General features: G+C 61.8%; 8 protein-coding genes and 1 tRNA gene. 7 read left to right on the plus strand and 2 right to left on the minus strand.

The genetic code is table 11. The features are described from left to right. Nucleotides 1-520: 520 nt before the first annotated feature. Complete coding sequence (locus tag BLV24_RS16245; protein ID WP_092683685.1) at nt 521-1216, minus strand: hypothetical protein; 696 nt, start codon at nt 1214-1216, stop codon at nt 521-523. An 823-nt stretch (nt 1217-2039) separates the two neighbouring features. On the opposite strand from BLV24_RS16245, the gene BLV24_RS16250 reads away from it, so the two are divergent. The 7 genes from BLV24_RS16250 (at nt 2040) to BLV24_RS23035 (ending at nt 12049) form a co-directional block, all read left to right on the plus strand. Further along, complete coding sequence (locus BLV24_RS16250) at nt 2040-3545, plus strand: type I restriction-modification system subunit M (RefSeq protein WP_092683687.1); 1506 nt, start codon at nt 2040-2042, stop codon at nt 3543-3545. Next, the gene (locus tag BLV24_RS16255; RefSeq protein WP_092683689.1) at nt 3542-4711 is read left to right on the plus strand and encodes a restriction endonuclease subunit S; all 1170 of its coding nucleotides are present in this window, start codon (nt 3542-3544) and stop codon (nt 4709-4711) included. The genes BLV24_RS16250 and BLV24_RS16255 overlap by 4 nt, the downstream gene beginning before the upstream one ends. Nucleotide 4712: 1 nt before the next feature. Beyond that, nucleotides 4713-5444 carry a DUF3800 domain-containing protein gene (locus BLV24_RS16260; RefSeq protein ID WP_092683691.1) on the plus strand — a complete coding sequence of 244 codons (732 nt, stop codon included), beginning with the start codon at nt 4713-4715 and terminating at the stop codon, nt 5442-5444. A 126-nt stretch (nt 5445-5570) separates the two neighbouring features. Further along, nucleotides 5571-8864: a type I restriction endonuclease subunit R gene (locus BLV24_RS16265; RefSeq protein WP_092683693.1), complete on the plus strand. Its 3294-nt coding sequence runs from the start codon at nt 5571-5573 to the stop codon at nt 8862-8864. Beyond that, on the plus strand, nt 8861-9586 hold the full coding sequence (locus BLV24_RS16270) for a M48 family metallopeptidase (RefSeq protein ID WP_092683695.1): 726 nt from the start codon (nt 8861-8863) through the stop codon (nt 9584-9586). Before BLV24_RS16265 ends, BLV24_RS16270 begins: the two co-directional genes overlap by 4 nt. 75 nt (nt 9587-9661) lie before the next feature. Continuing rightward, on the plus strand, nt 9662-9823 hold the full coding sequence (locus BLV24_RS22070; protein WP_176954782.1) for a hypothetical protein: 162 nt from the start codon (nt 9662-9664) through the stop codon (nt 9821-9823). Nucleotides 9824-10465: 642 nt separating this feature from the next. Continuing rightward, entirely contained in the window at nt 10466-12049 is a 1584-nt protein-coding gene (locus BLV24_RS23035) for a recombinase family protein (RefSeq protein WP_425426105.1), read from the plus strand. Here BLV24_RS23035 and BLV24_RS16285 read toward each other — a convergent pair. Further along, a tRNA-Met gene (locus tag BLV24_RS16285) sits at nt 12006-12082 on the minus strand. The two genes, BLV24_RS23035 and BLV24_RS16285, sit on opposite strands and share 44 nt — an antisense overlap. Nucleotides 12083-12100: the final 18 nt, after the last annotated feature.

The following is a 12100-nucleotide window of genomic DNA, read 5'->3' on the forward strand; positions in this document are numbered from 1 at the left end:
CCGGCATGGCTCGGGTCAGATTCCACAACCCGCAACTCGCAGACACCCACGCAGGACGTTCCAGAACCCGGTCGACCGGGAACCCTCAAGGAACCATGGCGTCGACCATCAGCGCACCGGTTTGGGCTCGGCTTATCTCCCGCACTTCCTCCAGCATGTCCCAGGCGTCGTCATCGATGCCGCAGATGGAGTTTCTCGAACGCTCCAAATCGGTTTCGCCTTTCGGCTATCTACCCGTCCGGCAGGAACGAGGGTCGACCTTGGAGCGCCCGAGAAGTTGTCACGGTCGCATTCAAGGCGGAAGCCCCCGCCGGCGAAAGGAGGAGACCGCGGAAGGAATGCCAACCGACCCGCTCGACCGTGAAGCCTTCACAGCCGTGATCGCTCCGACACATGATGCTCAGGGCCACGCCCGCCGCGCCAACGAGAGCCGTCCCGAATCTCTAGGAGAATTTGATCATTCGCAGGGTCGAAAATGGCCGAGGCGGGGGCCGCCTCGACCAACCCAAGCATTGACCCATTAGGCGCGACGGTCAAATTGCTCGGATAGATCGGCCTGCTTCGCCGTAAGCGGAACCGACAGCCAACCCGCTTCCTCAGCCGCAATCTTCGCGACAACCGCATCGATGACATCGCGTCGGGGCTGCGAGAAGAGCAAGTCGCCGATCCAGACGATCATGTTCGCCACCTGCTGGGCGGCGAGGCGGCCGCGTCCGACTGCAAGGCTGAGATCGGCGGCATTGACCTGTCCATGTTGATCAAACACCACATCGATGCTTTCGTTCTGACCCGGTTCCAACACCCACCGAGCGAGCCAGTCGCTGTCGCACCGGAGCAACATGCCGACACTGCAGATTTCGACGACGCAACCCTTCGCGCCCCGCTTGTTGGGAAAACCTATCGAGAAGTGGGCCACATGAAGTGCATCATTGGCTGGGTCGTCCACCACTAAGGTCAGTTCCGTCTCGGTTTGTTCGCGCGGCCAGCAACAGGTGAAAACCCGCTCCGGACGTGAACTGACGTCCAAAATCAGGCCGTCCACTAGGTCCTGCTCCAGAGGCGCAGTCGACGTGTTCGACGCAAGGATGGCGCGCACTTCCTGCCGATCTCGCTTGGGCCGATCCAAGTGGAATTGCCCCCTTGAATCTGATCCCAGCGCGATGATTGATCGGCTTCCTCGCTCTTCAGCCGCGTAGTTCGCATCCATGATGTTCATGGCATCTCCTTTCAATTACGATTTTCAAGAACTTGAATTTCAATCAGGCTGCAGCGCGCCTAATCGCTCGACCTGCTCAAGGATGTCCCCAAAACACTCTTCGGGATCAGAGGCCACGAACCAGATCGAAGATATCCCATTTGACGTTGCGTCCGCTACTTCACGCACCAAATTGGCGTCTTTCAATTCACAGGCGGTGGCGATTTTCCATAGTTTTAGCCACCCGCAAATGTATAAAACAGCCTATTCATCTCGATCATATCACTCGAAATCTCGATGCACCTTCTTCCACACTCAGAATATTTTCCCACCTTCTCCTGACACCACGTTGCTGAGCGCTCGGGTTCATCCGCGATGATATCCAAGTTTTTTTCTATTCATTCACCTCACCTCAGGACAGCCGCTTTAGCGGCTTTACAAAATATGACTGACCTTAAGAGCAAACAACTGGTCGACATTGCGGCGTCTCTTCTGCCGCCAGGCATCAACGATGCTTCATATATGGGCGCACTTTGGCAACTGCAAGCTTTTTTTATTACTTAAAATAGTATTTTTATTAAAGTCAATATACTTAAAGATGTTTTTTCGCGAGAAATGCACTTTTTTATATGCTTGATGTCTATTTCGACGCTCCAGAGATGCCTGAGAATTGATCCATGATTCTATGAAGGCTGTTCATCTCGAACACTCCGCATGACGCAATTCGACGTTGTCTCGACGTCTCGGTTTCCTGAACGGGGAACAGGCACGGAAGCCACTCCGGTTGCCACGACGACGGCTGTCTGAAATCGTGCCCGCCAACCGAACGGGGGCGAAAACCACAATGGATCCGATCACTCAGGACCAGATTAACAAGGCCGCATGGGGGGCCTGCGACACCTTCCGGGGCGTGGTCGATCCGTCGATCTACAAGGATTTCGTCCTCACCATGCTGTTCCTGAAATATCTTTCGGACGTGTGGAAGGACCATCGCGCCGAATACGAGCGGCAGCATCGCGAGCACCCCGACCTGGTCGATGCCCTGATGAAGCAGGAACCCTTCGTGCTCCCTGAGGGCGCGAGCTTCGACGCCCTTCACAAGCGCCGCCACGAGCCCGGCAACGGTGAGCGGATCGACAAGGCCCTCCACGCCATCGAGGAAGCCAACATCGCCAAGCTCCGGGACGTGTTCCAGGACATCAGCTTCAACTCGAACAAGCTGGGCGACGAGGAGCAGAAGAACGACATCCTCCGCCACCTGCTGGAGGATTTCGCCAAGCCAGCGTTGGACCTGCGTCCGTCCCGGGTCGGCCGACTGGACATCATCGGCGGTGCCTACGAATACCTGATCTCCCGTTTCGCCGCCTCCGCGGGCAAGAAGGCCGGGGAGTTTTACACCCCCGCCGAGGTCTCCGACCTGATCGCCCGGCTGGTCGACCCGCAGGAGGGCGACGAGATATGCGACCCCACCTGCGGCTCCGCCTCCCTGCTGATGAAATGCGGACGCCTGATCCGCGACCGCACCGGCAAGCGCCGCTACTCCCTGTTCGGTCAGGAGGCCATCGGCTCCACCTGGGCGCTGGCCAAGATGAACCTCTTCCTGCATGGCGAGGAGAACCACCAGATCGAATGGGGCGACACGATCCGGAACCCCAAACTGCGCACATCGGACGATCTGCTGCGCCACTTCGACGTGGTGGTGGCCAATCCCCCGTTCAGCCTTGAGAAATGGGGCGTGGAGAGCGCCGAGACCGACCGTTTCGGCCGTTTCCGCCGGGGCCTGCCGCCGCGGACCAAGGGCGACTACGCCTTCATCCTGCACATGATCGAGACGCTAAAGCCCCGCACCGGCCGCATGGCGGTGGTGGTCCCGCACGGCGTGCTGTTCCGCGGAGCCGCGGAGGGCAGAATCCGCCGCAAGCTGATCGAGGAGAACCTGCTGGAGACGGTGATCGGCCTGCCGGAAAAACTGTTCTTCGGCACCGGCATCCCCGCGGCGATCCTGGTGTTCCGCAAGCGCAAGACCGATCAGGACGTGCTGTTCGTGGACGGCAGCCGCGACTACGAGGAAGGCACCAACCAGAACCGTCTGGGCGAGGCGCAGGTCGCCCGGATCGCGGAGGTCGTGGCGGGTCGGGCGAGCGTGGAGAAATACGCCTATCGGGCGACCCGGGCGGAGATCGAGGCCAACGACTTCAACCTGAACATCCCGCGATATGTCGACACGTTCGAGGAGGAAGCCGAGATCGACCTGATGGCGGTGCGCGCCGACCGGACGCGTCTTCGGAGCGAGCTTTCGGATTTGGAAGACCGGATGGACGGCTACCTTCGGGAGCTTGGGCTGGCATGAACCATCATGGCCAGCGCCTCGGGGACTACTTCACGAGCCGCCGCGAACGAGGGGCGGATGGGCTCCCCACGCTCTCGGTAACGCTCGACCGGGGCTTGGTTCGACGCGACAGCCTCGACCGCAAGACCGACACCAACCTCGCCCCGCATGAACACCTTCGGGTGCGTCCCGGCGATATCGCATACAACATGATGCGGATGTGGCAGGGCGCGTCAGGGCTGGCGTGCGAGGAAGCTCTGGTGAGCCCTGCCTACGTGGTCCTCGCGCCCCGCAAGAACCTTGATCCGCTCTTCGCCTCCTACCTGTTCAAGCTTCCAGAGATGATTCACCGTTTCTGGGCCTACTCATACGGCCTCACCGAGGACAGGCTCCGTTTGTATTTCAACGACTTCAAACGGATACCGTGCGCGATCCCCCCGCTCCCCGAGCAACGGAAGATCGCGGAAATCCTCTCGACCTGGGACCGGGCCATCGAGACGACCGAGGCGCTGCTGGCCGCCGCCAAGGCCCAGAAACGCGCCCTCATGCAGACCCTCCTCACCGGCAAGCGCCGCTTCCCGGAGTTCGAGGGGCAGCCGTGGCCCGAGCGCGCTCTGGAGGAGATCGTCACCATCAAATCCGGCGGCACCCCTAGCAAGGCCAGCCCCGAAAACTGGGACGGCGACCTGCCGTGGCTCTCGGCCAAGGACCTCAAAACTCACTTCCTGTCGGATTCAGAGGACCACCTGACCGAGGCGGGAGCCCGCAGCGCAAAGATCGTGCCCGCCGGGACGATCCTCGTTCTCGTTCGCGGCATGACCCTGATGAAGGATTTCCCGGTCGGCATCACCACCCGAAAGGTGGCGTTCAATCAGGACGTCAAGGCTCTGACCCCAAAACCAAACGTCTCGGGACTGTTCCTGTCCTACGCCCTCGCGGCGCGGAAGGCGCAGTTCATGAAGCTGGTGAATACCGCCAACCATGGAACCGGAAGGCTCGATACCGGCCTAATGCTCGCGGTCCCGATTGGCGTCCCAAAGCCCGCCGAGCAAGATCGGATCGCCGTCTCCCTACGGGCATGTGACGAGGAAATCGGAATTTTCGATAGCCAGGCCCGCACCCTCCGCACCGAAAAATCCGCCCTGATGCAGCAACTCCTGACCGGCAAGCGTCGGGTCCGGGTCTGACATGTCCGAGTTCTCCGACTTCATCGTCTTCGTGGATGAAAGCGGGGATCACAGCCTCACCTCCATCGACCGGCAGTTCCCGGTCTTCGCCCTTTCCTTCTGCGTGTTCGACAAGGTCGACTATATCAACCGCGTGGTCCCGGCGGTGCAGGCGCTGAAATTCCGATACTGGGGCCACGACGCGGTGATCCTGCACGAGCATGAAATCCGCAAGAGCAAGGGGGATTTCACCTTCCTGCTCACCAACCGGGCGCTGCGGGAGGGTTTCTACGCCGATCTCCACCAGATCGTGGCGGATGCGCCGTTCCGGGTGATCGCCTCGGTCATCGACAAGGTGAAGCTGACCGAAAGATACGCCAATCCGTGGAGCCCCTACGAGATCGCTTTGCATTTCTGTCTCGAACGGCTTCTCATGTTCATGCAGGGGACAGGTCAGGCGGGGCGGCGGGTTCACGTGGTTTTCGAATGCCGGGGCAAGGAGGAGGACGAGAGCCTCGAACTCGCCTTCCGTCGCATCGTCGCGGGGGAACGCCAGTGGGGCTATCGACAGCATCGGTTCTCGGACCTGGAATTCGAGCCGAAATTCGCCCGGAAGTCGACCAACTCGACCGGTCTGCAGCTTGCCGACCTGACGGCCCGGCCCCTCGCGCTGAAGACGCTCCGCCCTGATCAGGCGAACCGCACCTACGCGGTGCTCGCCGAGAAATTATATGCGATCAAGGAATTTCCATGAGCCAGAAAAGCAAAAGGGCCCCGGTTTCCCAGGACCCAGATGCCGACCGGGTAATTCCCAATCCATGGTCAGGATATAGGCGGGGCGCTTCGATTTTGCAAATGTTCCGGGGCCGGATCGGCGATCATGCCTGAGGATCGCAGCACCCCCGACACCCGCGAAGAGGCTGCGGCCAAGCTCCCCGCCCTGCATGTGCTGATCGCCATGGGCTGGAGCTATATCGGCCCGGCCGAGTGCCTCGCCCGCCGCGGCTCCGACCGCTCGGTGCTGATGGGGGATGTGCTGCGGGAGCGTCTCGCCCGGCATCGGTTCGACTGGAAGGGGGAGCGTCGGGCGCTCTCGCCCGCGGGGATCGAGCAGGTGATGCGGACGCTCGCCTCGCCCGGGCTCTCCGCCGGATTGGGCCAGGCCAGCCAGGAGGTCTATCGTCACCTCACCCTCGGCATCACGGTGATCGAATTCGTCGACGGCCAGCGACATGCGGTGACCGTGCCCCTGATCGACTGGACGGACGTCTCGGCCAACACGTTCCATGTGACCGAGGAATTCAGCGTCCTGCGCACCGGCGGCCAGCAACGCTATCGCCCTGACATCGTGTGCCTGGTCAACGGCATCCCGCTGGCGGTGATCGAGGCCAAGCGCCCCACCGGCGCGTCCCGCAGCGAGGCGATGGTCCAGCAGGGCGTCAGCCAGCACCTGCGCAACCAGATGGGCGATGGCATCCAGGACCTCTACGCCTATGCCCAGCTTCTGCTGTCGATCTCCGGCAGCGAAGCTCGATACGGGACCACCGGCACCGACAGGAAGTTCTGGTCGCTGTGGCGGGAGGAGGGGATAGGGGCGGGGGAGATACAGGCGATCCGCTCCACCAAGCTGTCCGGTGCGCAGAAAGCCTCCCTCTTCGCCGACCGCCCGAAATCGGCCTGGGACCGCTACGAGTCCCTCCATGCCGGGCCGGTTCTGACGACCGAACAGGACGAGACCCTCGTCGGCCTGCTGCGCCCCGACCGGCTGCTGGAATTCGCCCGGTTCTTCATCTTCTACGACAGCAAGCTCGGGAAGATGGCCGCCCGCTACCAGCAGGCGTTCGGCGTGAAGGCGATGCTGGCGCGTCTCTCCGGTCGGGGGTTAGACGGGGCTCGCGAAGGCGGGGTGGTCTGGCACACCACGGGCTCGGGCAAGTCGAACCTGATGGTGCTGCTATGCAAGGCGCTGCTGCTGGACGCGGGGCTGGCGAACTGTCGCGTGATCGTGGTGACCGACCGGATCGATCTGGAGAAGCAGCTTGCCGGGACCTTCATGTCCGGCGGGGCCTTCGGCTCGGCCGTGGCGACGAAGAAGGACGGGGAGCGGGCGAAGACCGACTCGGGGCGCGATCTGGCCCAGCGGATCGGCTCAGGGACCGAACGGATCATCTTCACCCTACTGCAGAAGTTCAACTCGGCGACCAAGCTTCCCGAGTGCCGGAACGATTCAGACCAGATCATCGTGCTGGTCGACGAAGGGCACCGCTCGCAGGGGGGCGAGGCGCATGAGCGGATGCGCAAGGCCCTGCCCAACGCGGCCTTCGTCGCCTTCACCGGAACGCCGCTGCTGAAGGAGGACAAGACCCGCAACAAGTTCGGCCCGATCCTGCACGCCTACACCATGCAGCGGGCGGTCGAAGACGGCGCGGTGACGCCGCTGGTCTACGAGGAGCGCAAGCCGCTGATCGACTTCAATGAAGAAGCCATCGACATTCGCTTCGAGAAGATCGCGGATGGGTTGAGCGAAAATGAGAAAGCCGATTTCAAGCGCAAATTCACAACGCGCGGGATGGTCTACGGCGCGGTAAATCGGATCGATCTGATCGCTCGGGACATCGCCGAGCATTTCCAAGAGAATTTTGCCAAGTTGGCCCCCGGCCTCAAGGCCCAGCTTGCCACCGACAGCAAGCTCTCGGCGATCCGATACAAGCGTGCGCTCGATGCGACCGGAATGGTGACCAGCGCCGTGGTGATCTCGGCCCCGGATTCTCGGGAGGGGCACGATGAGGCGGACGAGGCCAAATCCCCGGAAGTTCAGAGGTGGTGGAAGGCCAATTTCGGCGCTGATCCCGAAGCCTACGAGGCCAAGGTGATCGAGGACTTCGGCACCGACGGACCCCCGGACATCCTGATCGTGGTGGACAAGCTGCTGACCGGCTTCGACGAGCCCCGCAACGCCGTGCTCTACATCGACAAGAACCTGAAGGGTCATAACCTGCTGCAGGCCATCGCCCGGGTGAACCGGCTGCGCGAAGGCAAGGATCGCGGTTACCTGATCGACTACCGCGGGATTCTGGCCGAACTCGACACCTCGATCCGGGACTATCAGGACCTCGCAGAGCAGACCCAGGCGGGCTACGAGATCGACGATCTGGCCGGGACCATCGCCAACGTCTCGACCGAATACAAACGCCTGCCAGGTCTGCATGACGCGCTGTGGGCGATTTTCCGCGATGTGAAGAACACGGAGGACCATGAGCAGTTCCGCCGAATCCTCATGCCGGTGCTGCGCGAGGATGAGACAGGGCGCTCCTACGACCAGAACCAGAAGGTCCGGGAGGATTTCTACGAAGCGCTGACCGCCTTCGGAATGTGCTTGAAGCTGGCCCTCTCGTCTCGCTCCTTCTTCGAGGACGGCGCGTTCTCCGAAGCTCAGATACGCACCTACAAGAAAGACCTGAAGTTCTTCACCGAACGCCGGATTCAAGCCCGCCGGGACGCGCAGGAAGAGGTCGACTTCTCCGTCTACGAAGGCCAGATCAGGCGCATGATCGATCAGCAGGTCATCGGAAAGCAGATCGCGGAACCGGAAGGGTTCATCAGCCTTGGCGACCTTGGTCAGTCCGACGATCCGGTGACGTGGTCGGACGAAAAAACCCGCACCGAAGCCGACCTAATCAAGACCCGCATCCGAAAGACCATCGAGCAGGACCTGCTGGACGACCCCTACGCACGCAAGGTGTTTTCGGAACTGCTGCGTCAGGCGATCCGCGAAGCCGAGGCCCTTTTCGACCACCCCGGCAAGCAATACACCCTGTTCAAAGACCTCGAAGAGCAGGTCCGCAACCGCAGCACCCCGGGCATGCCCGCGGCGCTCGAAGGCAACCGAATGGCGCAGGCGTTCTTCGGCGTTTTGCTGATGGACCTCGACGAGGACGCCAAGGCGGCGCTGGGCGAAGAGACCATGACCGCCGAGGCCCTGCACATCGACCAGATCGTGGAGGATGCCATCGCCGCGAATGCGATCAACCCCGCCAGCATCGAGGCCGCCATCCGCCAGACTCTCCTGCCCCGCTTGTTCCGTCTTCTCGGCGGCCTGCACCCCGCCAACACGGTTCTGGATCGACTCGTCGAGGTCGTCCGGGCGGGTGCTCTAGGCAAAGGCTCCGCATGAGAAACGGTGTCCTCGCCTATGGCGACGAGCGGGTTCCCTACACGATCCACGAGGTCTCCACCCGCACCAGCCGGATCGCCATCCACGTCGATCCTGACGGCTCGGTTCAGGTCGACGCTCCTCCCGGCGAACCCGATGAGAAGATCGATCAGGCCGTCCGTCGCCGAGCCCGATGGATCGTCACCCATGTGGCTGACGCCCGCGCCCGGTTTCGACACGTTTCCTCCCGTGAACATGTCTCGGGCGAGCAGGTTCTGCACCTTGGCCGCCGCTATGTCCTGAAGGTGATCGCCGACCAGGACAGCCCCGGACAGGCCAAGCTGGTTGCCAACCGTTTGGAGGTGCGCCTGCCCGACCCCACCCCGTCCACCGTCCGAACGCTGGTTCGACTGTGGCACCGGGATCGGGCCCGCAGCTACTTCCGCAAGCGGATCGCCGCGCTCTCGAAGACGCTCTCATGGGTGCCTGCACCGCCGCCGTTCGAGCTTCGAGTGATGACACGCCAATGGGGCAACTGCGCCCCCGATGGGCGGATCGTCCTCAATCCCAACCTGGTGAAAGCGCCTCGGGACGCCATCGACTACGTGCTGGTGCATGAACTCGCGCACCTGAAGCACCACAACCACGGCGTGGAGTTCACACGGCTGCTGGATCAGGTCCAACCCGGCTGGCGCGAGATCAAGGCCCGACTTGATGCGATGGTCGAAGTCCTGAACGGGTAGCGCACCGACTTTGCCGAAGCCGCCGATCTCAGTGGCCTGAAGTTCGCTGGGTCCACCGAGGTGAAGGACGTCAGCGTGACCTCGGGCGATCAGTCAGCGCTGCCCGGCACCGACGAGGTCAGCACATCGAAGTCCGCCGATCTGGTCGCAGTGACCATCTCGGAGATCATCCGAATTATGAACCAGCGGCTCAGCTTGGACCTCACCGGGAGCGTCCGTCTGGTCATGGCCCATTGAGCCGTCGACATGATCGACGAGCCTAGCGTCCGGTTACAGGCGACGATCAATCCGTTCGTCAACTTTTCCATGGCGAATGCAGACATGTTAATGGAGACGGCATTCCCCCGAAATACGGAAGCCCCGAAGTGCTGATCAAGTTGCTGGCGAATGAAAAGCCTGGGAGATATTCCGAGACGCACTCCTCAGCCCCGCCTACGAGAGGGCAGATGCTTAATCTGACGCTGTGCGCGAGATTTCACTTGAACCTAGGCCCCGTCGTTCCTACCTCTTCCAGGATTAAGCGGCGTCCCCTTGCCCGGATACTCCTGGGCCGAACCACGTTCAGGGCAAGCTAAATTGTTGCACTCGGCTGCATGTTGCAGGCGTCCCTGTTCGTGCGCGTCGGCCACCGGTGCCGGACATGGAAACCCCGGACCCTGAATATGCAGGGTTTGCAATGGATACGTCTGTCGACAGACGAGAATTGAAAGACCATCCGAGTTCCGCGGGCGAACACGATCACCACAAAGGGAAGCTAAAAGCGTTGGCTCGGGTGCTCGCCCGTCAGGCGGCGCTGGACTATGTCCGAGAAGGCGGCATTCTGGACGAGGGGGGTCGCCCATGCTGAGAGTCGCCATCTACGCCCGCTATTCGACCGAAATGCAGAGCGCAGCGTCCATCGACGACCAGGTGCGCGAGTGCAGGGCCTATGCCGAACGCATGGGGTGGAACGTGGTCGAGGTCTACTCCGATGCTGCGCTCAGCGGCAGTTCTACGCAGCGCCCCGGCTACCAGCGTCTCTGCTCGGACGCTGAACGCAAGAGGTTCGACGTCGTTCTGACCGAGTCCATGGACCGACTATCGCGCAGCCTCGCCGACACGGCCTCGTTCAACGATCTCCTAACTTTCTATGGCGTCAAAATATTCACCATCAATATGGGTGAGATCACGCCGATGCACGTCATGGTCACCGGCTTCGTTGGTCAACAGATGCTGACTGAACTTCGGGAGAAGACGAAGCGAGGCCAGAGGGGCCGGGTGGCCAAAGGCAAGTCCGCTGGCGGTCTCGGCTATGGCTATGCCGTAACGGATGTCGGGGGCCGCGTTGTGGTGCCGGAACAGGCCGAAGTCATCCTGCGCATCTTCCGGGAATACGCCGCGGGCGTCAGCCCGCGGGAGATCGCCCGTGGCCTGAACCGCCATCACATCCCCGGCCCTAGTGGAGCGGTCTGGAAAGACACGACGATCCGAGGGCAAAGGGACCGCGGCACCGGCATTCTCAACAATGCCGCGTATGTGGGGAAGCTCATCTATGGACGGACCAGCTACGTGAAGGACCCGCGCACCGGAAAGCGCGTGTCGCGCCTACAGCCCGAGGATCAACACCTCGTGACGGAGGTGCCCGAGCTACGGATCGTCCCAGACGATCTCTGGAAGGCGGTGAAGTCCCGCCAGGAGATGGTCACCTTGGAGATGCCCAAAGACGGCGACGGGAACGCACTGAACCGGGCGCACCGAAAGACCCACGCCCTGTCTGGTTTGATAACCTGCGGGCTCTGCGGCGGGCCGATGGCGATCACCGGCGGCGGTCGCTATGGCTGCTCCCGTTACCGCGCTTCCCGGACCTGCGAGAACAGCAAAACGATCCCACGAGAGGAGGTCGAAAAGCGGGTCTTCCGCGGTCTCAAGACCCGCCTGTTCGACATCGATATCGTCGGGGAGTTCATGGCCGAGTTTCAGCGAGAGGTCGCCCGGATTCGAAAGGAACGGGCGAGCCGGGCTGTCGCGCAGCGAAAGCGCTTTTCGGAGATCGACGTCCAATTGGAACGATTGGTAGATGCTCTTGCCAATGGCATCGACGATCCGCTGATCGGGTCCAAGATTAAAAGCCTTCGGGCCGAACGGAATGACCTGCTCCAAGCTATCGGAGATTCCTTCGACGAGACGGTCATCCCGATCTCGAACATGGAGGCGATCTACCGGTTACAGGTTGCCAAGCTGATCGATGGTTTGAGCGACCCGATGCTCCGTCAAGACGCGATCTCAGTGATCCAAAGCCTGGTGGAGAAGGTGATCGTGACGCCGACTGGCGAAGGGTTCGCCGTGGACATCCACGGCGAGCTTGGAGGCATCCTGGCGCTGGTTGAGGGTGGAACAGCAAAACGCCCCGAGCAATTGGCATCGGGGCGTTCGCTGTCAGTGGTTGCGGGGGTAGGATTTGAACCTACGACCTTCAGGTTATGAGCCTGACGAGCTACCGGGCTGCTCCACCCCGCGGGTGTTTTGTTATCGTGA

The sequence above is a fragment of the Albimonas donghaensis genome (assembly GCF_900106695.1).
Classification (GTDB): Bacteria; Pseudomonadota; Alphaproteobacteria; order Rhodobacterales; family Rhodobacteraceae; genus Albimonas; species Albimonas donghaensis.

What these genes read in the sequence shown, in the direction of transcription:
- BLV24_RS16245 (WP_092683685.1), bottom strand. Translation starts at nt 1,216, where the DNA reads ATGAACATCATGGATGCGAACTACGCGGCTGAAGAGCGAGGAAGCCGA.
- BLV24_RS23035 (WP_425426105.1), top strand. Translation starts at nt 10,466, where the DNA reads ATGCAGAGCGCAGCGTCCATCGACGACCAGGTGCGCGAGTGCAGGGCC.
- BLV24_RS16255 (WP_092683689.1), top strand. Translation starts at nt 3,542, where the DNA reads ATGAACCATCATGGCCAGCGCCTCGGGGACTACTTCACGAGCCGCCGC.
- BLV24_RS16250 (WP_092683687.1), top strand. Translation starts at nt 2,040, where the DNA reads ATGGATCCGATCACTCAGGACCAGATTAACAAGGCCGCATGGGGGGCC.
- BLV24_RS16270 (WP_092683695.1), top strand. Translation starts at nt 8,861, where the DNA reads ATGAGAAACGGTGTCCTCGCCTATGGCGACGAGCGGGTTCCCTACACG.
- BLV24_RS16265 (WP_092683693.1), top strand. Translation starts at nt 5,571, where the DNA reads ATGCCTGAGGATCGCAGCACCCCCGACACCCGCGAAGAGGCTGCGGCC.
- BLV24_RS16260 (WP_092683691.1), top strand. Translation starts at nt 4,713, where the DNA reads ATGTCCGAGTTCTCCGACTTCATCGTCTTCGTGGATGAAAGCGGGGAT.